The 24,806-nt window shown below is 40.7% G+C and carries 16 protein-coding genes; 5 read left to right on the top strand and 11 right to left on the bottom strand.

Annotation, left to right across the window (positions count from 1 at the left end; translation table 11 throughout):
• Nucleotides 1-166 precede the first annotated feature (166 nt).
• The 4 genes from gltX to D8991_RS01665 form a co-directional block, all read right to left on the bottom strand.
• Nucleotides 167-1,669: a glutamate--tRNA ligase gene (gene gltX / locus D8991_RS01680; RefSeq protein WP_120488468.1), complete on the bottom strand. Its 1,503-nt coding sequence runs from the start codon at nucleotides 1,667-1,669 to the stop codon at nucleotides 167-169.
• Nucleotides 1,670-1,789: 120 nt separating this feature from the next.
• Complete coding sequence (locus D8991_RS01675) at nucleotides 1,790-4,060, bottom strand: aconitate hydratase (protein WP_120488467.1); 2,271 nt, start codon at nucleotides 4,058-4,060, stop codon at nucleotides 1,790-1,792.
• A gap of 284 nt (nucleotides 4,061-4,344) precedes the next feature.
• Nucleotides 4,345-5,466: a 3,4-dihydroxy-2-butanone-4-phosphate synthase gene (gene ribB / locus D8991_RS01670; protein ID WP_120488466.1), complete on the bottom strand. Its 1,122-nt coding sequence runs from the start codon at nucleotides 5,464-5,466 to the stop codon at nucleotides 4,345-4,347.
• Nucleotides 5,467-5,607: 141 nt separating this feature from the next.
• A complete protein-coding gene (locus tag D8991_RS01665; protein ID WP_120488465.1) occupies nucleotides 5,608-5,883 on the bottom strand; it encodes a hypothetical protein in 276 nt (91 codons plus the stop codon).
• Nucleotides 5,884-6,111: 228 nt separating this feature from the next.
• Between D8991_RS01665 and fumC the strand changes: the two genes are divergently transcribed.
• Nucleotides 6,112-7,506 carry a class II fumarate hydratase gene (fumC, locus tag D8991_RS01660; protein ID WP_120488464.1) on the top strand — a complete coding sequence of 465 codons (1,395 nt, stop codon included), beginning with the start codon at nucleotides 6,112-6,114 and terminating at the stop codon, nucleotides 7,504-7,506.
• 151 nt (nucleotides 7,507-7,657) lie between these two features.
• Here fumC and D8991_RS01655 read toward each other — a convergent pair whose 3' ends face one another.
• Together D8991_RS01655 and D8991_RS01650 are read right to left on the bottom strand one after the other, a co-directional pair.
• The gene (locus D8991_RS01655; protein ID WP_120488463.1) at nucleotides 7,658-10,426 is read right to left on the bottom strand and encodes a reprolysin-like metallopeptidase; all 2,769 of its coding nucleotides are present in this window, start codon (nucleotides 10,424-10,426) and stop codon (nucleotides 7,658-7,660) included.
• Nucleotides 10,427-10,430: 4 nt separating this feature from the next.
• Nucleotides 10,431-11,276: a T9SS-dependent choice-of-anchor J family protein gene (locus tag D8991_RS01650; RefSeq protein ID WP_120488462.1), complete on the bottom strand. Its 846-nt coding sequence runs from the start codon at nucleotides 11,274-11,276 to the stop codon at nucleotides 10,431-10,433.
• A 204-nt stretch (nucleotides 11,277-11,480) separates the two neighbouring features.
• On the opposite strand from D8991_RS01650, the gene D8991_RS01645 reads away from it, so the two are divergent.
• Nucleotides 11,481-12,437, top strand: a complete 957-nt coding sequence (locus D8991_RS01645) for an acetyl-CoA carboxylase carboxyltransferase subunit alpha (protein WP_120488461.1) — start codon at nucleotides 11,481-11,483, stop codon at nucleotides 12,435-12,437.
• Nucleotides 12,438-12,518: 81 nt separating this feature from the next.
• On the opposite strand, the gene D8991_RS01640 is transcribed toward D8991_RS01645, so the two are convergent.
• A complete protein-coding gene (locus tag D8991_RS01640; protein WP_120488460.1) occupies nucleotides 12,519-13,313 on the bottom strand; it encodes a hypothetical protein in 795 nt (264 codons plus the stop codon).
• A gap of 81 nt (nucleotides 13,314-13,394) precedes the next feature.
• On the opposite strand from D8991_RS01640, the gene D8991_RS08885 reads away from it, so the two are divergent.
• The gene (locus D8991_RS08885; protein WP_162926720.1) at nucleotides 13,395-13,556 is read left to right on the top strand and encodes a hypothetical protein; all 162 of its coding nucleotides are present in this window, start codon (nucleotides 13,395-13,397) and stop codon (nucleotides 13,554-13,556) included.
• Between the two features lie 8 nt (nucleotides 13,557-13,564).
• On the top strand, nucleotides 13,565-15,679 hold the full coding sequence (locus D8991_RS01635; protein WP_120488459.1) for a hypothetical protein: 2,115 nt from the start codon (nucleotides 13,565-13,567) through the stop codon (nucleotides 15,677-15,679).
• 123 nt (nucleotides 15,680-15,802) lie between these two features.
• Here D8991_RS01635 and recN read toward each other — a convergent pair whose 3' ends face one another.
• The 4 genes from recN to D8991_RS01615 form a co-directional block, all read right to left on the bottom strand.
• Nucleotides 15,803-17,458: a DNA repair protein RecN gene (gene recN / locus D8991_RS01630; RefSeq protein WP_120488458.1), complete on the bottom strand. Its 1,656-nt coding sequence runs from the start codon at nucleotides 17,456-17,458 to the stop codon at nucleotides 15,803-15,805.
• A gap of 83 nt (nucleotides 17,459-17,541) precedes the next feature.
• Nucleotides 17,542-18,441 (bottom strand): type IX secretion system protein PorD, encoded by a 900-nt coding sequence (gene porD / locus D8991_RS01625; protein ID WP_120488457.1) that lies wholly within the window; start codon nucleotides 18,439-18,441, stop codon nucleotides 17,542-17,544.
• A gap of 52 nt (nucleotides 18,442-18,493) precedes the next feature.
• A complete protein-coding gene (gene coaBC / locus D8991_RS01620; RefSeq protein WP_120488456.1) occupies nucleotides 18,494-19,693 on the bottom strand; it encodes a bifunctional phosphopantothenoylcysteine decarboxylase/phosphopantothenate--cysteine ligase CoaBC in 1,200 nt (399 codons plus the stop codon).
• A gap of 166 nt (nucleotides 19,694-19,859) precedes the next feature.
• Complete coding sequence (locus D8991_RS01615) at nucleotides 19,860-21,527, bottom strand: DUF6909 family protein (protein WP_120488455.1); 1,668 nt, start codon at nucleotides 21,525-21,527, stop codon at nucleotides 19,860-19,862.
• A 421-nt stretch (nucleotides 21,528-21,948) separates the two neighbouring features.
• On the opposite strand from D8991_RS01615, the gene D8991_RS01610 reads away from it, so the two are divergent.
• Nucleotides 21,949-24,795 carry a SusC/RagA family TonB-linked outer membrane protein gene (locus D8991_RS01610; protein ID WP_120488454.1) on the top strand — a complete coding sequence of 949 codons (2,847 nt, stop codon included), beginning with the start codon at nucleotides 21,949-21,951 and terminating at the stop codon, nucleotides 24,793-24,795.
• The last annotated feature ends 11 nt before the right edge of the window (nucleotides 24,796-24,806 follow it).

Below are 24,806 nucleotides of genomic sequence, written 5' to 3'. Positions count from 1 at the left end.
AAAGATACTGATGTTTTTCATTTATACAAATAATTCATAAGAAAAATAATTTCTAAAAACGGTTTATAGTATATTTTCTATAATATCTTAGACTTATTTCTGATATAATCTCTAAAAAATGAAAAAGCAGGATACTCCTGCTTTTTCAATATTAAAATCCTTCTATCTATAACTTAACCTCTCTAAGTCTTTTTATAGACTCCTCTTTGCCGAGTATTTCTAATATATCGGGTACATCGGGGCCTTTAAGCTCGCCTACGAGGCAGAGGCGGAGGGGCATCATCACCCTTCCCATACCGAGGGATTTCTCCTCTGCATAGTGGTGAATGGCTTCTTTTAGTATTTCTGCCTTAAAATCGGTATTCTCTAAAACCGCTACCAGCCCGCTAATTATCGCTGGAGTATCTTCTTTCCAAGCCTTTTTTACTGCTTTTTCATCATACGATTGTGGCCGTTCAAAGAAGAATTTGCCATCGTTATAAATATCTTTTACAAAGGTGGCGCGCTCTTTCATCAGTCCGACGATTCGCTCGAGTTTTTCATCGGAGAGGTTTGCCTCAGCCACGCCTTCTATCTGTTTTAGAAGGCTTACCAGCTCTGCTACCGATTTCTTTTGGAGGTATTGGTGATTAAACCATTCTGCCTTTTCTTTGCTAAATCTCGCCCCAGCCTTATGCACCTTGTGGAGGTCAAATTCCTTTGCCATTTCATCAAGGCTAAGGATTTCTCTATCCTCCGCAGGAGACCAGCCGAGTAAAGCGAGGAAATTCACAAATGCCTCCGGGAAGTAGCCCTCTTCTCTATAGCCTTTGAAAGTCTCCCCCGAAGCCTTATCATAGAAATCTAATGGGAAAACAGGAAAGCCAAACTTGGCGCCATCTCTTTTGCTGAGCTTACCCTTGCCCTCAGGTTTTAAGATAAGCGAGAGGTGCGCAAACTGCGGAGCTTCCCAGCCCATAGCCTCATAGAGGAGAATGTGCAAACCCATAGACGGCAACCACTCCTCACCGCGGATTATATGGGAGATTTTCATCTCGTGATCGTCTATAATATTGGCGAAATGATAAGTTGGCATCCCATCATTCTTTACGAGGACTTTATCGTCTAAAGTATTGGTATTTACGGAGAACTTGCCACGGATAATATCTTCAAGGTTGAGAACCCTGTCAAATGGCATTTTAAACCTCACGACATAAGGGGTATTTTCATTGAGCAAACGCTCTACCTCATCCGCAGGAAGGGAAATCGAGTTTCTAAGCCTTGCTCGGGTCTGATAATTATACGCGAAGACCTCGCCTCTTTCCTCATATTCTTTTCGGATTTTATCTAATTCCTCAGCCGTATCAAAGGCGATATAAGCATAATCTGTCTTTAAAATCTCTTGAGTGTATTTATCGTAGATATGCCTCCTTTCAGACTGGCGATAAGGGGCATAAGGGCCTCCGTGTTTAGGGCTTTCATCTGGGATAATACCGCACCATTCAAGGGCTTCCATTATATATTCCTCCGCACCTTCTACAAAGCGGGCGGTATCCGTATCTTCTATTCTTAAGACGAAGTCCCCACCTTGGTTTTTGGCAAATAAATAATCATATAACGCCGTTCTGGCACCTCCTAAGTGTAGGGCTCCCGTAGGGCTTGGAGCAAAACGAACTCTCACTTTTTCCATACTTAAAATTTAAGGTTGCAAAAATATTGTTTTTAATTGAATTTCCTTTTCAAAGCAATAGAAAACCTCTCCATTAGTATTGGTAAGGAGAGGCTTTCAAAATGTATTTAAATTATGAAGTTATTTATTATTCTGCTGCTTAATGAGGTTAAGAGCAGAGCCCGCTTTGAACCAGTCAATCTGTTGCTCGTTATAAGTATGGTTGGCAATGATGATGTCTTTGCTTCCATCTTTATGGACAAACTCAAGGGTGAGCGGCTTACCTACGGCAAACTGATCAAGGTCGAGGAAGTTTACCGTATCATCTTCTTGAATTTTATCATAGTCTGCCTTATCATTAAATGTTAGACCGAGCATCCCTTGTTTTTTAAGGTTGGTCTCGTGGATTCTCGCAAATGATTTCACAAGAACAGCCCTTACGCCAAGGTGTCTCGGCTCCATAGCTGCGTGCTCACGGGAAGAGCCTTCGCCGTAGTTTTCATCTCCTACCACTATGGTTGGGATACCTGCAGCTTTGTACTGCCTCTGTACCGCTGGCACTTCGCCATACTCACCTGTCAGCTGGTTTTTAACATTGTTTGTCTCCATATTATAGGCATTCACAGCCCCGATGAGCATATTATTGGAGATATTATCAAGGTGCCCTCTGTACTTAAGCCAAGGTCCCGCCATAGAAATATGGTCAGTAGTACACTTACCAAAAGCCTTAATAAGTACCTTAGCTCCTTCTATATTTTTGCCGTCCCAAGCAGGGAATGCTTCGAGGAGCTGAAGCCTGTCAGAAGTAGGGCTTACGATAACCTGTACATTAGAACCGTCTTCGGATGGTGCCTGGTAGCCGTTATCATCTACTGCAAAGCCTTTTGTTGGGAGCTCATAGCCTTTAGGTTCGGCTAATTTTACCTGCTCTCCTGCTTCATTGGTCAGGGTATCTGTAATAGGGTTAAAGTCTAATCTACCAGAAATAGCTACCGCTGCCACCATTTCTGGGGAAGCTACAAAGGCGTGGGTATTTGGGTTTCCATCGGCTCTTTTAGCAAAGTTCCTGTTGAAAGAGTGTATAATGGAGTTTTTCTCTTGCTTTTCTGCTCCCTCTCTATCCCACTGACCGATACAAGGTCCGCAGGCATTGGTAAAGATTCTTGCATTATCAAATTTTCTAAAAGAATTGAGGAAACCATCTCTCTCAGCGGTAAATTTCACTTGCTCAGAACCTGGATTAATACCGAGTATAGCTTTGGGTTTCACCCCTTTTGCTACGGCATCTTCTACGATAGAAGCTGCACGGGAAAGGTCTTCATAAGATGAATTTGTACAAGAGCCTATCAAAGCCCATTCTACATCCAAAGGCCAGCCGTTTGCTTCTGCTTTCTCTCTAAACTCAGAAACAGGAGTTGCCAAATCTGGGGTAAAAGGTCCATTGAGATGTGGCGTAAGCTCAGAGAGGTTGATTTCTATTAACTGGTCATAATATTTCTCTGGTTCAGCATAAACTTCGGCATCAGATCTAAGGTGCTCTGCTACTTTATCAGCAGCATCTACCACTTCCTGCCTGCCCGTAGCTGCAAGGTATCTCCTCATAGAATCGTCATAAGCAAAGGTAGATGTAGTAGCACCTATCTCTGCTCCCATATTACAAATCGTACCTTTACCCGTAGCGGAGAGAGATTCTGCACCTTCACCGAAATACTCTACGATACAACCTGTACCTCCTTTTACGGTCAAAATGCCTGCTACTTTCAGGATAATATCTTTTGGAGCCGTCCATCCACTCATTTTACCTGTGAGTTTCACTCCGATGAGCTTTGGCATTTTAAGTTCCCAAGGCATTCCTGCCATTACATCTACCGCATCTGCACCTCCTACACCTATCGCTACCATACCGAGCCCGCCTGCATTTACGGTGTGAGAGTCTGTACCGATCATCATCCCGCCAGGGAATGCATAATTCTCCAATACTACTTGGTGAATAATTCCTGCTCCTGGCTTCCAGAAACCGATGCCGTATTTATCACAAACAGAACCTAAGAAGTTAAACACCTCTTCGTTCTTGCTTTTTCCTACTTTTAAGTCTATTTCTGCGTTTTCTTTTGCCTGTATCAAGTGGTCTGCGTGTGCCGTAGAAGGTACTGCTACCTTAGCCTTACCCGCCTGCATAAACTGTAAGAGCGCCATCTGTGCTGTAGCGTCTTGCATTGCTACTCTGTCGGGTGCGAAATCTACATAAGAACTCCCTCTTTGGTGTGCTGTGGTTGCATTTCCCTCCCAAAGGTGGGCATAAAGAATCTTTTCTGAGAGTGTAAGTGGTCTGCCTACGACTTTTCTTGCTTCAGCAATTCGTTCAGGATACCTTTCATACACTTTTTTAATCATATCAAGGTCAAAAATCATATCGTAAATGAGTTTATAGGATTAAACTTTTATTGTCCCCCCAAAATTAAGACTTTTATATGATAAAAATCATCTAAATAATTTAGATTTTATACAAATTTTTGTGATATGTAATGAGTTAGGGTGCAAGGCCCCTTTTATTATAAGGCATTGAGTGCTCTATTTAGTATTATAAAAAATTAAGAAAACAACGGGATATTATTCATTTTTAAGACTATTTTTTCGTGATAATAAAGCACAAAAAAAGAGGGAAAATATTTTCCCTCTTATCCTAATTAAAGGGGCTATGCCCCTAATTTTACCATTTCGGTTACTTCTACACCGTAGCCAGAAATCATTGGTTTGTGTTCTGGGTTTTGGCTTATCACTCTGAATTTGCTTATGCCGAGCTTCTTTAAAATCTGAGTTCCGATACCGTACTCTGCAAAATTCGGATTTGTGATGGGCTTCTGACCGTCTTGCTGGTTATTGAACTGCTGGAGTTTCCTTAGCGTATTTTCAGCATTAGATACATTGTTGATGAACACAAGCGCACCTTTTCCCTCATCATTGATGAGCTTTGTAATCCTGTCGAGGAGAGGTTTTTCACCATTGGTAAGCTGGTGGAGCACATCAAAATAAACACTTGAGCTCTGAACTCTAACCAAGACAGGCTCATCAAACTCCCAGCTTCCTTTCGTTAGTGCAAAGTGCAGTTGGTCGGTATGTTTCTCTTGAAACACATAAAAATCATAATCTCCGTAGAAAGTCTTTACTGGGCGCTCCTCAATCTTGTTTACAAGGTCTCCTTTTTTGAGTTGATAGTCTATAAGGTCTTCTATGGATATGATTTTAAGATTTAATTTCTTTGCTAATTCTATGAGCTGTGGAAGCCTTGCCATTGTGCCATCTTCATTCATAATCTCACAGATTACGCCCCCCTCTTTAAGCCCTGCAAGTCGGGTAAGGTCTATAGCAGCTTCGGTATGCCCTGCTCTTTTTAATACTCCACCAGATTTTGCCCTAAGCGGGAAGATATGCCCTGGTCGCATAAAATCGGTAGGCTTGCTATTCTCATCCATAAGTGCAGCTATGGTTTTTGCCCTATCCGATGCGGAAATCCCAGTAGAAACGCCCTTGCCGAGTAAATCCACAGAAACTGTAAATGCGGTTTCTTTCGGGTCGCTGCTTCGGTATACCATTATATCAAGCCCAAGCTCATCGCATCTTTTTTCAGGGAGAGGAGTACAGATAAGCCCTCTACCGTGTATCGTCATAAAATTAATCACCTCCGGGCTTACTAACTCGGCAGCGGAAAGAAAATCTCCTTCATTTTCTCTATCTTCATCATCTACTACTATGATTACTTTTCCATTTTTTAAATCCTCAATGGCTTCTGGGATTGTATTAAGTATTATTTCAGACATTATTTTAATTTTTCACAAAGGTAATACTATTTTTAAGGGAATAAAACGAATGCTTAAGTTTATTAATAAAACCGAAACAGCTACTTCAAAAAGAATGAAGTAGCTGCCTCAAAAAAGTATCTGTCAAATCAAACTCCTAAATTAATGATGATGCCCATGATGGATGAATGGTCCATCTCCTTTCGGTTGGGAATAGATTACCTCAACACCTTCCTGCTCATTTAATCTCTTCCTTCTCACCTGCTCTGGGTCAAATGGTTTTACTTTACCAAAATATTCTTTAAGACCTGCTGTAAGCCAAAATGGCACTACAACCGTAGCAAACATAAAGATACACCAGAAACCAATGATGAACATTATAAAGAAATACACCGTCCATAAATACTGGTAAAAAGGCCAAAAAGCTGATAAAACCATAAGTCTTTCTATTTTTGAGGGCAAATATAGAGTCTTTTTATTTCATTAACCAAATAAATCAGTCTCATAAGAAAAAATTTAATTCTATTTTAAATAAGAGGATTTCAAATAGATGTTACTTTTTATTACTTATGGGATTATGGATAAAGAATTACTCACTTTTAGCATCTCTGACTGTGATTTTTTCTTATATTTGTGAGCATAATAAATTTTCAAAATCATTATAAAATGGATTACAGAATAGAGCACGACACAATGGGCGAAGTAAAAGTCCCAGCAGACAAATTTTGGGGAGCACAAACAGAACGCTCCCGAAATAATTTTAAAATCGGTGAAGAAGGATCTATGCCTAAGGAAATCATTGAGGCATTTGCCATTTTGAAAAAGGCAGCTGCTTTTGCCAACAATGAACTGGGCGTACTCCCAACCGAAAAGAGAGATGCCATAGCTACCGTATGCGATGAAATTTTAGCAGGGAAACTCAATGACCAATTCCCTCTCGTTATCTGGCAAACGGGTTCTGGTACGCAGTCTAATATGAACCTCAACGAGGTGATATCCAACAGAGCTCTCGTAAATAATGGTGGGAAATTGGGCGAGAAATCCTTCATCCACCCGAATGATGATGTGAATAAATCTCAGTCCTCCAACGATACCTACCCTACCGCAATGCACATAGCGGCATATAAAAAAGTGGTAGAAACCACTCTTCCTGCATTGGAAAAGCTAAGAAATACCCTTGATGAGAAAGCTAAAGCCTTTCAGAATGTAGTAAAAATCGGAAGAACCCACCTGATGGACGCTACCCCACTTACCTTAGGGCAAGAGTTTTCTGGCTATGTAGCTCAGTTGGATTACGCGAGAAAAGCCATCATCAATACATTAGAACACTTAAAAGAACTGGCACTCGGAGGTACGGCAGTAGGTACGGGGCTCAATACTCCCAAAGGTTATGATACAAAAGTGGCAGATTATATCGCTAAATTCAGTGGGCACCCATTCGTAACTGCACCTAATAAATTCGAAGCCCTTGCTGCGCACGACGGTATTGTGGAAACCCACGGCGCACTAAAACAGCTCGCAGTTTCGCTTTATAAAATCGCTCAAGACATCCGCCTCCTCGCTTCTGGGCCGCGCTCTGGTATCGGGGAAATCTTTATTCCAGAGAATGAGCCAGGCTCTTCCATTATGCCAGGGAAAGTAAACCCTACCCAAAACGAGGCGCTCACTATGGTTTGCGCTCAGGTGCTGGGCAATGATACTACGATTTCCTTTGCAGGAACTCAAGGGAATTATGAGCTCAATGTCTTTAAACCTGTGATGGCATTTAACTTCCTGCAATCTGCACAGCTCCTTGCCGATGCTATGCACTCCTTTAACGACCACTGTGCCGTAGGCATAGAGCCTAACCATACGAGAATAAAAGAACTCCTCGATAAGTCTCTAATGCTCGTTACCGCCCTCAATACGCACATCGGTTACGAGAATGCAGCTAAAATTGCAAAAACAGCTCACAAAAACGGCACTACACTAAAAGAAGAAGCCATCAACCTTGGGCTTCTCACCGCCGAGCAGTTTGATGAATGGGTAAAACCCGAAGATATGGTCGGCAGCCTCAAATAGCTAATGGCTATATGAGCTACAGGTTACAGGTCGCCCCTGCGGGGCGACCTGTAACCATTTTTATAAGTAAGCCATCTGCAAGGTGTGTACTAACTTACTACCTAAAGCCTACTGCTTAAAAAAGCTTTCAATTTCTTGAGAGCTTTTGAAGTTATTTAATAATCTTTATTCGGTAGTCTTCTACTTCACCATAGCCGTAGTTATCTACCACTACTCGCGAGCCTGTGAGTCTTCCGTTGCAAGAGCTTGCAGGAGCAGAGTTGATACTCGGACCTACTTTAAGGGCAATCCTCATTCTGTAGTACTCTTGAGTATCTATTATTGCATCATCCGGCACATCTATATTAAAGTGAGCGACTATGCTACCTTTATTACCATTAGATGGGTCTGGAATGAAGTGCTTCACTACTCTTTCAGCTTCAGACATTTTAGCATCGCCATTAAAGTCTATCCATACGCTTAGGGTTTCATAGAAGTCCTCATCTGATGGATAAACAACTGTAATGCTGAGCTTATTGCCTTTGGAACCTTGTTTTAAGGTGATGACCTTTGAGGAGTCGGTTACATAGTCCTTATAGCCATCACCTGCAGATTTATTATCGAGGATGAGTTTGCCCCCAGCATCGGTAACTTTTACCCTTGAAATATACTCGAACTCAGAGCTGTTGGCTTTAAGACCGCAATACTCCAATGCTGGAAAATGAAGAGTCTGCGACTGGGTATAATTCCCAACTGTTCCACTACAAATATTGGCTACCTGCACTTCATAATCTACCCCAAAGTCTAAATGATGAACTCCTACTGAGATTTCCGCGCTTGGGCTCTCTGAGGTGAAGGATTTCCATTCGGTATCGGTTTTCTTTTTATATCTGATGGAATAAGTAGCGTTTTCTGCTCCTTCCCACGAAAGCAATGCCTTTCTCCTTTCGTTCTCTACTGTGAAATGATCGGGTGCTTGACTGCTACATCCCTCCAGCTTCGTTACAAGGAGGGGCTTGCTCACGGTATAGAAAACATTATCTATAGCTGAGATTCTCAACTGGATTTTTTTACCTGCCAATGAAGCGGGGAGGATGAATTCCTGAGAGCCGTCATTCGGAGTAGATTCTGAGAGAATCGTCCAGTTTTTACCTTCATCCTGTGTATAATCTATCTTTACATTGGCTACACTATACGGTGTATTTTGGGTATTGGCGGTATCCCAAAGGATAGGTTTGGAAACTCCATAATGCAATATACCAGAGGTTACAGCAAAAGGTCCATCTTTGCCTACACTGATATTCTGCTCTGCTGAAGCTACCTGCTGCTGGTTGAGAGTAGGATGATTATCCCTCACAGTAAGTACGAACTTCATTTCTTTTACGATATTGGATACCGCCTCCCAATCATCCTCGCTAATGAGCTTACCTGCAATTACATTTTCCAGTTTAGGAAAATACCTTATAGGCTCTGTACCTGGCTTTAATGAGCGGAAGTTTGCACCATCTTTCCTGTCTCCCGAGATTTTAACAAGCTTTGTCTCAGCTGAATTTTGCTGTTCCCAAGTATAAGTAAGCGGGTCGTTCTCTTTATCGGTAACCTGAGCACTAAGTACAAAAGGAGTTTTCTTAGGGATAGTATAAGACTTAAGAGGAGAGATGACGGGCAAGGTATTCTGAATACTTGTCTTCTGTGCACAAGTAGCTTTTGACAATACCCCTCGAATCTGATTCAAACTCACATAATTGAAATAAGGGTCTGTACTCTGCTGTACATTGGCTTCGGTAATACCCGCATAGCCCATAATAGTAGAACCAGAACCAGGCTCTACCTGCACACCTGAGCGCTCTATATCGTGAGAAAAGGTGTGATTAGCCCCTAACTGATGCCCTATTTCGTGAGCTACATAGTCTATATCAAAGGCGTCTCCAAAAGGTTCATCATCTATACTTGGGGAGGTAAAAGCCGAACCTTTCTGAGTATCCATAGAATCCCCAAAAGGATCTGGCTCTGGGTCTATGCACACACAACCGATACAGCCAGCATTACCGCCACCACCAGACGCCCCGAAGAGATGCCCAAGGTCATAAGCATCATTACCTAAAACTTTGGTTAGATTTCTTTGGAGCTCTACATTCCACTCACCTGCTACACCGAGGTCAGCATCAGAGTATGGGTCAGTATTTGGGTCGGTATAGATAAGTTCTGGAGCATTTACCAGATTAAGATGCAGTGCAAGGTCTCTCTCATAAACTTGATTTACCCTTGTAAGTGTGGCATTAATTTGCGCCAATGCTTTCTCTACACTGCCAAAGACCTGTGTATATTCTCCCGTTACAGAGATAGCCATTCTAATGGTTCTGTACTTCCTGTCGGAAGAGCTTATATTAAATAAGGTATTCTTTTTATAAGCCTCCGCATTTTTATAGAGGTGGTCTAAGCCTTGTATATCAGATTTGGGTTCAGAAGTAGTACATTCAAAAGCACGACCTTTAGCTTTTAAAGATTTTGGGTGAACGCGATAGACATCTTTCTGCTTTCGCTCAGGGTCTATGAAGGAATAGCCTTCATCACTGGAAAGCATAGACTGAAAATCGTAGGGAGAAACACTAAACCTTATGGTACGGCGAGAGTTCTCCAAAGACACACCCTGGTACGATCCCAACTGATATTTAGCAGCCATAGCTTCATCTACCACAGGGAAACTTCTTACTTTAAATTTTTCGAGCTTGCCTTCTACATTTGGGATTTCTATAATCATCTCTGCATTTTTAGCGGAGAGCTGAGTATTCAAATCTTTTCTCAGCTGATGGAGGTTGAGTTTATAGAACTGCTCTACTTCATTATTCTTACCTGCCTTAGTAGAAATCTTTTGCCAGTAATTCTGGGAATATCCAAAAGCTCCCAAAGCAGCGGTTATTAGTATAAATATCTTTTTCATTTCCTTATTTCTTAATGAATTTAAATGTTTTTTCTACCTCATTATTTTTCACTTTAATGATGTATGCTCCTGCTGGCAATGCTCTTAGATTGATGTCTTCTTCACCATTACCTTTATTTACGGCTTTACCAGACGCATCGTAAATAATGTAGGATGATGAGCTGCCAAAGCCTTGCAAATGGAGAACATCGTAAGCTGGATTAGGATATACTGAATAGATAATTTCTTCCTTGTTTGGTGTATCACTTACGCTGAGGTCTGGCTGATGGGTAATTTTAATATTATCGAGCAAAAGCTGAAACTGAGCAAAAGCCCTGTGCCTGAAGCAGAGCCTAATCTTCTTACCCTTATAGGCACTGATATCAAACTTTCGTTCTTGTGCAGAATTTGCACTTGAGAAGTTGGTATGGTCGGTCGGAGTAAGTGTAGGGAAATACTTCTGACCATCAGCAAGGATAAAGAGCCAGTAGTCTATATCATTCAACTTAAAGCCATTTCTCTCATCTAAAACTACCCCTATTTTATAGGAGAGCTCGGTTTTTCCAGTTGCGGGAATGGTAATTTCTGGGGAGATGAGAACATCATCGGCATCCAAAGGACCAGGGATAGGTCGAGAAATATAGGAAGTAGCAACCATCATAAAGCTGTTGGTATTATCCCAACCTGCTGACTCTGCAAAGTCGCTCCCCAGACTTAGTTTCCAAGTTTCTCCATCTCTGTCGTCATCCAAGATAACCCAGTCATTGTAATGATTGGGATCATCGGTGTCAAAACGCTCAGAGAAGATAACATCCTGTGCTTTTGAAAGTCCCGAAAGAAGTGCAAAAGCTAAGCATAAGTTTCTTATCATAGCATTCAAATTTTAGAGTACAAAGGTAATTTGTTTTAAATTCTCTTCAATTATTTTTGGTTCAAAATATAAATCTTCTAAAAAATCACAGAAAAAATTCTATTTATCTTTACAATTATTTGCTTTACTTTCTTTTAGACCTTAAACCTCTCTCTATTCCTTTTAATATTTATTTAAGTATATTTGTCCGCAATTTTAAATCTAATGGAATACTTAGAATTTGAACAACCCATTAAAGAGCTGGTAGACCAATTGGGAACCTGCTCCATAGTAGGCGAAGATGCAGGCATCGATATGAAACTCGCCTGTAGCCAAATAGAAGATAAGATTCTGGAAAAAAAGAAAGAAATCTACGGAAACCTTAGTCCGTGGCAGATTGTACAGCTCTCCAGACATCCCGATAGACCTTATGCCTTAGACTACATCAGTGGTATAGCAGACCCCGATAGCTTTGTAGAGCTACACGGCGATAGAAACTTTGCCGACGACCCAGCAATGGTGGGCGGATTAGCAACCATAAAAGGACAAAGGGTAATGTTTATAGGCACACAAAAAGGAAGAACCACCAAAGAGCGACAAAAGAGACGCTTCGGAATGCCCAACCCCGAAGGCTACCGAAAAGCCCTCCGACTGATGAAGCTCGCCGAGAAGTTTAACATCCCGATCATCACCTTTATGGATACCCCAGGTGCCTACCCAGGCTTGGAGGCAGAAGAAAGAGGGCAAGGAGAAGCCATTGCAAAGAATATCTACGAAATGGCATTGCTCAAGGTGCCTGTATTCTGCTATGTTATCGGTGAAGGTGCCAGCGGCGGAGCCCTCGGCATAGGCGTAGGCAATAAAGTATATATGATGCAGTATTCGTGGTACTCCGTAATCTCACCTGAGAGCTGCTCATCCATCCTTTGGAGAAACTGGGAGCATAAGGAAGACGCTGCCAATGCCCTGAAACTTACCCCCAAGGATATGCTAAAAAATAAAATCATAGACGGTATTATAGAAGAACCCCTTGGTGGCGCACACTACGACCCTAAACAAGCCTGCGAGAATCTCAAAAAATCTATCCTGCAAAATATCTCAGCATTTAAGAAATTCTCAGAAGAGGAAATCATCACTCAAAGACAAGAGAAATTCATTGCAATGGGGCATTTTAAAGACTAATCCTCATTCTTCTGAAAGATAAAATGAACCTCCCTCCAATTGATTGGAGGGAGGCTTTGTTTTCGTAGAGAGGGTGTTCTTCTATTTTAGTTTGTTTTTGAGCTCGATGGTACTGACGCTATCGCTTTCGGTGGCGGGCTCATCATTCGTCTGGACCCTATTGCGAACGCTGTAGTCGTACTTCATATAAGAGATAAAGCTGTTCTCTGGGTTTAAGGTGTAATAGCCTCTGAACACCTGAGAGATGATGTATTCCTTTTTGATAATCTCTTTTACAGGAATAGGGAGCTTTTGAACTTTGGTTCTTTTTTCTTCAGGGATGATTTTATTTACATAGAAATAGACCTTCCACTCGCGAGGCTTGGTTTTATCTATGCTAATGATTTCGGTTTCGTAGGTAATGCCTCCTCTTTTCAGGGTATATTTACCTTTCTCGATATCTTCCTTATCAACAAAGTAAAGGCTTTTATCATTCATAAAGGGGATATACCCCGAATATCGGCTGAAGCCCTCACAGTTTTTATTATCGTTAAACAATTCACACTTTTTATTGAGGGATTTCTCATAAATCTCCATTAGTTTTGGGTTGCCCCCTCCGCTGAATTTATCATCGGTATCGGTTTTAATGATTTCTCCAAAGACGGGGGTTTCATCTACAATTCGTTTGATTTCGTAGCTGGAAACACCGCTATGGTTTGTTGAAGAAACATAGACCCTTTGCCTAACTTTCTCACTGAGCATCCCTGAAAATGCTGCATTATCACCGCCTGATACCACCGAACTAAAAGATTTCTCCAAATTTAGAATGCTTTCTACTTTCTGAGAAAACACGAGCGAAAATCCTCCTAAGAGAGTCATTAAAAATACTTTTCTCATTTTTTATTTTCTATGATTACAAATATAAAATTATCTATACATTTGGCATCATCTATTGTGGATGCCTAATATTCCCTCTTTATGAAGAAAATTTTATTCGGTTTTTTGTTTATTTTCATCTCTTTTTTCTTATTTGGGCAGGAAATAAAAATCATTCCCGAGGTGGTTATCAGCTCTAAGAAAAAAACAGACACCTTACGCATAGAAATAGATACACTCACCATAAAAAAGGCGATAACCTGAAAGGGCTGATGGATAAAATACCTGGGCTAATCTGGAACCAAGGCAAGCTGTACTACAATGGTAAGTCGCTGAATAAAATCTTTATAGACGGTAAGGAAATGTACTCTGGAAATTCTAAAATAACCTCCGAACAAATCCCTGCCGAGTGGGTGAAAGACCTGCAAATCACCAATCCAAATAATAAAGACGAAACAAGCATACTCAACATTGGGCTGAATACAAAAAAATCTCAGAAAACCCATCTGAATACAGAGATGCTGGGCAATGCAAATGACAGATACTTGGTAAGAGGCTCGGTTAACAGGGTTCGTAAAAGTATGCTCTTCAATTCTTTTATTAATGCAAACAACCTTAGCAAGAGCATTCTTCCAGAGAGTATCGCTTATCGGAATTTCTTTAATGAACAGTTTTTCAGCAGTGGAAATCTGCTCTCCAACTTGCATTATTCCTACGCTAATGCAGGCGATTTAAGGCTCTCCCATCCTCATATCGGGGATACCAAACTTCTGCAATCGGGTTTTAGTTTTAATATTAAGAAAACCAAAGCCCAGTACACCGTATTCGGAATTAATGAGCATAAAGACCTCTTTACCCAGCAGGAATACCGAGGATGGCAGCGCGCCAACGAAAATACAATACACGAAAATACCCGCAAGGAGGGGAATGATATTAACACCCTCTACCTTATCTCCCAGAAATTTAATTATTCAAATTTAGATAACAGCCTTACCGTCCTTTTAGACATCAAACGAAATGAAACGACACTCAGGAATACTCAAAACATCCAAAATGAGTATATAAATAATGCGAATTCTAATGCCTACAAAAGCCTGCACACAGAAAACAGCTCCCAAAATACCAACAGCCTCTCCTCAAAAATTCTCTGGAAAAGCAAAATATTCAGAATGGGGATAGATTTCGTAAGCGAGAGAGAAAATTCAGTGGCAGACTATACCAACCAGTTTAGTACGGGAGGCTCTACCACTACCCAAAGCACCCACAGAGAGCAAACGGCACAAAACAACAATATTTACCTCTTCTACAACCTCTACAAAAACCTGAAAAACCTCCGAATAGAAACCCAGCTCAATATAGATATACGGCATACATCCATCAGCAGGGAAGATGAATACAAAACTGTGCTCAGCCAGTATGAAATACAGCACAGCATAGCCAGCTGGGAGGCTTTTCTCTGGTATAAAAAGAGGAAATTAGACCTCATCATCGGGGCGGATGCCGTAGGCATACGCAATAAATTCAACGCCTCAAGAGCACAACAATGGAGCAGGAATATCTTCCCAAAAGCAAAGATTTCTTACCGCTTTTCCGATGATTTGAGCCTTAGTTTATCATCAAACTATAAGATTAATTTCAAGGAGCAAGACTACCTGCTCCCAGTACTTGACACCTCTGACTCGAAAAGATTTATAAAGGGAGACGATGCTTCTACGAGTACCTTTTTCTCTTATTCGAACAGCCTTAGCCTCTCAAAAAACAAGTGGCAGCTCTCCGCAGATTATGAATATCTGCCACAGTCTGCCATCATCAAAACCTCAATGGGTGCTTCTGCACCTGTGCAAAGCATCATCATCGCTGATTCGCCCTCTCATCGGATGAATATATCGGGAAATTACATAAGCTCTAAACCGAAATTCTCGCAAATGCATATCCTTATTTTTCGGCACTGGAACTTTCCGATAATCCTAAATGAAAACCTGAGATACATTAGTCAAAACAGCCTTAATTTGGTTTCCTTAATCAATACCCGATTGCTTGAGCAAAATATTAAGATTGAAGCCAATCATAGCTTTATCCTCTCTAATAAAACCGATTATAACCTTAGGCTGACGACCTCCTCTGAGCTTAAAATAACCCCTACTACCTACCTGAGCCCAAGCCTTAGCCTCTACGCTCGCCACCTTGATAAATTCTACCTCTATACCCCGCAAATCTCCCTTGCCCTTGAGAAAAAACTCCCCCTTTTCTCCCTTAAAATAGGAGTAAATAACCTCCTCAACAGCCAGAAACTCTATACCAACTCCATCACTAACCAACTGATTTCCTATAATACCTATAACCTCTCCCCCCGCTATTTCTACTTTGGACTACAGTGTACACCATAGCCCACTAGCATAAGGAACAGCCACAGCGTGGCAGGCACTTTTTTTTATTTTACTTGACCTAAGGTTGATTTTCCTTTCCGACAGGTTCATTTTTACTCCTGACAGCCCACTGCCGTGCTACGGCTAAGTGCCGAGAATCAGGGCGCGAGCCTGCTCTATAGCGGCATCGGTGATGGTAGAGCCGGAGAGAAGCTGGGCGATTTCTTGGAGCTTTTCGTCTGGAGAAAGGGGGATGATGCTGGACTTTGTCTTGCCGTCGATGTCGTGTTTTATGACCTTGTAATTGTCGCTCCCCTTTGATGCAACCTGCGCGAGGTGGGTGATGACGATGAGCTGTAAGTCGGCAGACATTTCTTTCATCAGCAAACCGATTTCTTCGGCTACTTTCCCAGAGACGCCAGTATCGATTTCGTCTAAGATAAGGGTAGGCAGCTCGGCATTCTCTGCCATTATTTTCTTGATGGCGAGCATTACTCGGGAACGCTCACCGCCAGAAATTGCCGACTGTATAGGCTTGAGAGGGAAGCCTATATTGGCCTGAAACATTATAGCGATGCCATCTAAACCGAATGCGGAGAAGTCCTCATTTGGGGTGAGCTGAACCTCAATTTTTGCTTTTTCGAGACCGAGCCTTCGGAGGAGGGTTTCTATTTTTTCTGAAAATTCGGGTGCCGACAGGTTTCGGTTTTTGGAGAGTTTCTCGGCGAGGATTCTCAACTGGGTTTCTTTATCGGTAATCTCCTGCTTTAGATAGGCTATTCGCTCTTCTATATCTGAAAAGCTGGTTTGCTCGGTTGCCAACTGGTCTCGGATTTCTATTAATTCGGAGACGCTTCCTACCTTGTGTTTCAGCAGGAGGGTGTTGGTTTTATTGACTTTGTCTTTGAGCTCTTGGAGGCGCTCGGGGTTCATCTCCAAGTCTTCTGCTTTGGATTGTAGCTCAAAAACGATATCCTTAAACTCTACGAATAGGCTCTCTAACCTATCGTTTAGCTCAGTGAACTGGTGGGAGAGGTCGGCAACTTTGGAGAGTTTAGACCTCATCTCGGTAAATGAGTCTAAAAGCCCGATACTTTCTTGGTCGGTCAGCCTAAAAATATGAGCGAGATTCTCGGAAATATGCTCTACATTCTCTTGGGAGGATAGCTCTTGCTGTACGGCATCGAGGTCTAAGTCATCGAGCTGTGCTTCTTCTAACTCGTTTAGCAGATACTGCTTATAGTCGGAGTCTTTATTCCCCTCGTTCAACTGGTTTTCAAGCTCAGCAAGCTGCTTTTTCAATGCTCGGAATGAATGATAATCCTTTTGATAAGTTGTAATTAATTCTTTATTCTCGCTGAGCCCATCGAGGATTTTAAACTGATAATCTTCACTAAAAAGGCGAGAGGTTTCAAACTGGGAATGGATGTCTATAAGCTGTGCAGAGAGCTCCCGAAGGACATCGAGGGTAGTGGGCACATCATTTACAAAAGCGCGGGACTTACCGCTGGGGAGAATCTCGCGACGGATGATAGTGATGGGCTCATAGTCCAAATCATTCTCCTCAAAGAAGGTTTTCAGGTTTTCGGATACATCAAATTCTGCTTCTATAATGCTTTTGCTCTCGGTATTCTGGATAGATTTTGCATCTGCACGCTCGCCCATTATCAGGCGAAGGGCTCCGAGAATGATGGACTTACCAGCGCCCGTCTCCCCTGTGATGACTTGCAGCCCTTTTTTGAGGTCTATATCCAGCGTATCGATAAGCGCATAGTTTTGTATGAAGATTCTCTTTAGCATAGTAAAAAAGCTCTAAGCATTAAGGCTTAAAGCTCCACAAAAATATCGGTTAAATGTTGATTTTACAAATTTCTCAATTGTTTTTACTTCCATTTGCTCCACTTCTGAGATTTCGCAGGCTCGAAGTTCTGCATCATTGTTTTAAGCTCGTTAATATTGATATTGGTATTGGTTCCGATAGCGAATATTTCGTAAATCTCATCTGCTTTTGCCTGCATAAATATCGCAAAAGGATAGTTCATTCCGAAGTTATTATCATAAGCCTTAAGCCTTAGGAGGGTATCAAACAGGCTTTTCTTTGCTTGGTTCTTATTGTCTCTCCAAAGGTTGTCTAAGCCCAAGCGATGATAGTTGTACCAGACACTTCTCAGGGTGTTATTCTCCTGCTTTAAGAGGTTATCGATAAGCTGAGCACGGGTTTTTAGTCCTTCGGTTACAGACCAACCGCCGAACCTTTGATTTTGGGAGTTCTGGGAGATTTTCATCGCCTTTTCAAACCATTGCTGCCCGCCATTCATCTTGAAACTATCGCCATCATAGCCGAGAATTACATAGACATAGAAGCTGATGACATCGATGAGGTTCTTACCAGAAAACTGTCTCTCGTTGAAGATGAGGTTTTCATTTTCGGTGTATTCAAAGGGGAAATCTTTGTCATTAATATTGAGAAGGGGTGTATTATAGGTAGAATTATAGACTGGGCGAGAGGCTTGAACCACGAGAGATGCCTTGAAATTATTCCCCTCTTTTGAGTTGATGATAATCGCAAAATTGCACTTAACTTTCTCAAAATTTTGGAGGCGCTTCCCCGTCCAGCTTGTATTATTAATGAAGTCTCTAAGGCTTTTTTCAAGCGTTTTATAGAGTTGCACATTACTCCCCTGCACTTGCTGATGGTTGATGCTGACCTCTGCCAAGAGCTCCTGTGCATTCATCAAAGGGAAGCTCACAAATAATACAAATAGAAAGATGATTTTTTTCATTAGGATAAATTTTCTTGCTTTTTATAGATTCTCAAACGCTGCTTTTGATAGTTTATTGGATTTTGAGCTGTATAAAATCCAAAATATCTCTCGCTACCTCTTGTTTTGTTTTAAGGTCAAAGGATTTCTTCTCATTAGGCGTTAGGATTTGGATTTTATTGGTATCCCCTTTAAAGCCTGCTCCCTTATCTTTTAAAGAATTGAGAACGATCATATCCAAATTCTTCTTTTGGAGCTTGGCTTTAGCGTGCTCCTCCTCGTTATGGGTTTCAAGGGCAAAGCCTACGAGGAACTGTTGCTCTTTCTTCTCCCCCATTGTTTTGAGAATATCGGGGGTTTTTATCAATTCTATACTAAGGCGGTCATCATTTTTCTTAATCTTCTCTGGTGAGACCTCCTTAGGCGTATAATCTGCCACTGCAGCACTGGCTATGGCGATATCTACCTTATCATAATACTTAAAAACCTCATCATACATCTCCTTTGCGGAAGTGATTTTTATGAGTTGAATGCTTGGGTAGCTTACTTTCTCTGCACTTACCCCAGAGATGAGGATAACCTCGGCTCCTCTCCTCGCCGCTTCTTCGGCTAAGGCATAGCCCATCTTACCAGAGGAATGATTCCCAATGAAGCGCACAGGGTCTATTGCCTCATAAGTAGGACCTGCCGTGATGAGAATTTTCTTATTTAAAAACGCCTGCTCCCCATTCTGATGAATGAAAAACTCCTCCACAGTACTCACAAGGGTTTCTGGCTCTGCCATTCTGCCCATACCCACCAAGCCACTTGCCAGCTCGCCATACTGAGCGGGGATTATCCTATGCCCAAAGCCCTCTGCCTTTTCTATATTCGCCTTTGTGGAAGGGTGAGCATACATATCCAAATCCATCGCTGGAGCGATAAACACAGGGCAATGTGCCGACATATACACCGCCAAAGCCAGATTATCACACGTACCAGAAACCATCTTCGCCAGCGTATTTGCGGTACACGGTGCTATGAGCAAAGCATCTGCCCACTTGGCGAGTTCTATATGGTTATTCCAACTTCCATTGGCATTATAAAAATCCGATACCACCTCGTTTTTAGAAAGCGTAGAGAGCGTGAGTTTTGTAACAAAAGCCTCCGCCGATGGCGTAAGCACTACCTTAACCTCTGCCCCTTTTCTAATAAAATCCCTCACCGCAAAAGGTATCTTATACGCCGCAATACCTCCCGTAACTATCATCAGTATTTTCTTTCCTCTTAGCATAGTTTTATTTTTCCGTGACAAATATAGAGTTTTTGGCAGTAGGCACTAATATAGCTATTAGCTTCTGGCTTTTAGCCAATAGCACTCGTAGCACGGGAGGTTCGTTCTACCTAACTAAGGTGTCGTCATATGACAGAGGTATTGCCTACTGCTTATTGCCTATTGCCTACTGCCTAAAAAGGATTTTTTCTAAGATTTTAAGGGTAATAAGGTAAGTGGGTTTCACTCCTGTGAGCCCAAGACCACCAGAGGAGAGGGTGCTGCCCGTTTCCAATGGATTGTCAGACGCATAATAAGCATAGCAAACGAAGAGGTCTTCGGAGATGTGTTTCCTGATTTTTGATGCCACTTGAATCGCTTTCTGATAGTGAGCGCCCTCCATCTCGAGACCAATAGCCCGCCAAGAGGTATTCATAAAATAAGAAAGGATATCCTTATTCTGAAGAGAGGTTCCGAGTACGGTAATCATCGTCCCTTCAAAAGACTCAAGGTCCTTATCTTCAAAATCTGAGAGCTTCAGGCTGTTTTCAAATGGATAATTATCCGCTGTACCTTCAAAAATATGAGCAGTAGGAATCATTATATCTCCTTTTTTGCCCTCCAAAATGCCCGCCTTACCCATTATGGAGATAGATTTTATATTCATCATATGCTCCTCACCAGCCAGTTCATACGGGCGAAGGAGCTCATCCATCACCTCAAATGCCTGCTCTCCGAAAGCATAATCAAAGACGAGGACTACATCATCTCCATTAAACTGGAAATGTGCAAAGGGAGTATTCTTTAAATCTACCTTGCTGAGGTCTATAATCTGAACATCGATATTGCTACCGCTATCGTCTTTTATATAGATAAGCCCTTGTTTTAAGGCATAATCTAAAATCTTATCCTGAAGAGGTTTCTGGTTACTGATTTCCTCATAAAGACTATAATCTACCTCTGTACCTGCTTTTTTGCCCAAGGCGGTATTGGCAAAGAGCATATTCTTCACCGAGTGCATATTGGCAGAAATAATGTGTAGAGGTCGGTTATTTAAACCGTGCTGAACGAGGACATTCTTCACCTTTTGCGCCCACTTCTCACCAAAGAAATGATGCCCCACTCGCTCACGAAGAATCGCACTGAAATGAATCTCCCTCTTGCGGATATCCAAGTGGTCTTCCAAGCTCGCCTTACCTAAATGATAAATAATCTTGAAGAGGCGGTCGGGGTTGTCATCACTTCCAAAATTATTGTAGGCATTCAGGGTTTCATCAAAAGTTCTCCCCAAAAGAGATGAGAGATGAATAAGGGCTACTTCCTTCTCCTTACGGCTGAATTTCTTCTCACCCAAGGCTACAGATTCTATAATCTGCCAAGTTCTGGACGGGCGATAGTTCTCATCTGCAATATAACCCAGCTCTCGGATTTTATCTGCCTCTATATAAAGGAAGGTAAGGTGGGTAAGTATATCATATATCTCCGAACGGCCGAGCAAGACCTCTATATTCATCTGATATTTGTCTATACGGTAGCAATTTCTTCTGCGCTTTTTAGGAACGATAATCTCAAAGCTCCCTTTTTCAAAGCCCTCATCTGAAGTAAGATGCACAAAAGGTGTTTCTTCTATGTTTTCCGGCAACCTGTCGAGCACATAGAGCAGCCCATTGAGCTCTACCTTATTCGGCACTCCCATAGAGCCATAAATCTCGGGAGCTATGGTCATCAGTAACTTTCTTAATGACTCACCGGAAACCCCTGCCGGTTTAAAAAAACCTCTATAAAACAAATGTCTCATAGAGACATATAATCTTTCTATCGCTTCTGTAGTTTCTCTCGCTCTTGACTTTTCCATAATTCTGAAATTTAATGTTAATGTAAAAAGTGGGCTAAATTATTTATTTTATCACAAACACACAAATTACAGAGCATAATCTTATTATATAGACAGAAATAAGTATGTAAGAAAGCTTATAAACCAGCAGTCTTTATAGTGCAATTCCCCTTAATATTGCCATATTAATAAAATTTAAGGTTTTTAATAATAATTTAATAAAGGCTTGATTTTGAACAAAGATTAATTATCCCACTAATAATAAGAGATTTATACCCAAAACAACAAAACATCCATAATAACACATTCACAAACAAAACATATAAAAAAAACAAAAATTAGACAACGAAACAAAAAAAATATTATATTTTTTAAAAAAAGTTTGGATATATTAACTATAAATTTATAAGTTTGCCAACTTAAAATAAAAAAGATAGTTAATATGAGTGTAAAATTAAAAGTGCTAAGTGCTGGAGCCCTCTTCTTCTTGGGGATACAGACAATAGACGCACAGAAAAAGAAGACAGACTCTCTTGTTGAAAAAAAGATTGAAGACCTTGTCATTGTAGGTTTTGGTCAAAAAAGAGCTGTAAAAGAACTTACGGGTTCTGTAGGGAAAATTGGAGGACAAGATGTTGCCAATACCTCTTCAGCATCGATAGACAAAGCTCTATCTGGTAAAGTTGCAGGTGTACAAGGAGGTATGAATACCGGACAACCCGGTGGTGCTGCTAACTTAAGAATTAGAGGTATTGCTTCTATTAATGGTAGAAATAACCCTATATATATTATAGATGGAGTAAGAGTAGCACAAGGAGACCTTACTAGAAACACAACAACAGCTAATATATTAGCAAACTTTAACGAAGCAGATATAGAAAGCGTAACTGTATTAAAAGATGCTGTCTCTACTGCTGTATATGGTGCTGATGCTGGTACAGGGGTAATAATCATTACAACTAAATCCGGTAAAAAAGGTAATGCAAGATTTTCATTCAGTAATGAAACTGGTGTAGCTTTTAAAGCTGTAAAAGGGGAAGAGCCACTAAGTACTTCTGAATGGTTAGACTTGCTCATCGCAGGATATGCCAATACTGTAAATGCAAGAAAAGAAGATGTACTTGCTGCATTACAAAATGGGACAATACCTCCTACAAACAGATTAGGATCTGTTTATGCAAAAAGACATATAAATACAAACTGGCAAAAGGAAACAGAAAAAACAGGAGGTGCATATTTCCAAAAGTTTAATTTTTCTGTTTCTGGCGGTAGCGATAGATTAACTTACCTATCCTCATTAGGATATTTTAATCAAAATGGGGTTGTAAAAGGTACTAGCTTTAACCGTATAACTAATACTAACAAAATATCTTATAAAGCTACAGATAAATTAAATTTATCTACTGACTTGCAATTTTCTTATGGTAAAATCAATACTGTGAGTGATGGGGCTACATTCTCCAACCCTCTCTTAGGCTGGTATTATCTGCAACCAACAGATCCTGTAAGAAATGCAGATGGTTCTTACTATTTTGGAAAGGGTGGAAAGTTATCCAATAACTTATTTAATGTCGCTGCTTTACAAGAATTAGAATATCAAACTGCTAAAACAGCAAGGGTTTTTGCTAATTTCCAGGCAGACTATAAATTGGCTAAGAACTTAGCATATAAATTTGTTTTTGCTCCTGAATTCATTAATATAGAAGAGGATAACTATCGTTCTCCCCTACACGGTAACGGATACAATTATGGAGGAAGCGTTCTTGCATATTCATCTAGATATTTTAATTTCAATGTACAGAACATTTTATCCTATAACTTTAAATTAGGGGAAAGCAATAATTTCTCAGCTAGTTTAATCCAAGAAGCCTATAAATCAGATGTCCGTAAAGTAGGTGGTAGTGCTAATGTTGTAGGTTCTCCTTATTTGGAAACGATGAATAACTTTGTGGTACCTCGCGAAGCATACGGAATAAAAAGTATATCTTCAAGAGGAGGATATGCTGCAACCCTGCACTATGACTATGATAAGTTATTTTTATTAGATGTTTCTGGAAGACAAGATAAACTATCTAACTTCTGGCCAGGTAAAAAAACAGGATATTTCTGGTCAGCAGGTGCAGGTTTAGACCTTGCAAGATTAGAAGCTCTTAAGTCAAGTAATACTATCTCTCAGCTAAAACTTTCTGCTTCCTATGGTAAAGTAGGTAACTTGGCAGATGTTAGCCCTTACTCATTGTATCAATATACTTTTAATTACAATGACCAGGCAGGAGCTAGAGTAACAGGAGTAGATAACCAAGATTTGAAATGGGAAACACTCTCTCCTTTCAATGTAGGTCTTGATTTAGGATTATTTAATAATCGCTTAAGCATTGGCGCTGCTTATTTCCATAAGCTAACAAAAGACTTAATCTTTGAACTTCCATTATCTCCTTCACAAGGTGCTACATCTCAATACCAAAATATTGGAGAGATGAAAAATACCGGTTTTGAATTTACCATAGATGCTAAAATCATCAAAAATGCTGGTGATGGGTTTAACTGGAACTTAGGAGGTAATGTAAGTACATTAAACAATGCAATTACCAAGCTATATGGTGGGCAGGATATTGTTATTAATGACTTAAGAATACACAGGGAAGGTGAAGTTGCAAGCTCTTTCTATATGAGAAAATGGGCTGGTGTAGACCCAACTAATGGTAACCCTCTATGGTATAAAAACGGTGTTGATGGAGAAACTACATCAAACTATAATGAAGCTCAAAAAGCAGTACAAGGCTCTGCAATTGCAACATTATTCGGTGGTGTGGATACTAAACTATCTTATAAAGGATTCTCCCTTGATGCTCAGTTAAGTTTTGGATTTGGTAATAAAGTATATGACCAGTTTGCAAGACTTACCCAAAGTGATGGTGCTATGACTCTTACATATCCAGGATACAGATCTCAATTAGATTACTGGTCTCCAGAAAATCCTAATGCAAGCAATCCTAAACCTATTTTAGGAAGAGGAAATAAAAATGCAAACAGCCACTCTTCAAGATACTTGTACAAAGGTGATTATCTAAGATTAAGAACTGTAAAACTTGCATATAACATTAAGTCTGATGCTTTAAAACAAACAGGAATCAACGGCATGCAGATTTATATCTTAGGAGATAATATCTTTACCTATAACTTTGATAAAAACTATAAGTTTGACCCAGATTTACAAATCAATGGATATGTTAACTTACAAATTCCACCAATGAAAACTTACAGTTTAGGTGTAAATATTAATTTTTAATTTAAAAAACG

The sequence above is a fragment of the Bergeyella cardium genome (assembly GCF_003614945.1).
Taxonomy (GTDB): Bacteria; Bacteroidota; Bacteroidia; order Flavobacteriales; family Weeksellaceae; genus Bergeyella_A; species Bergeyella_A cardium.
This window is presented reverse-complemented; position numbering and strand designations above follow the sequence as displayed.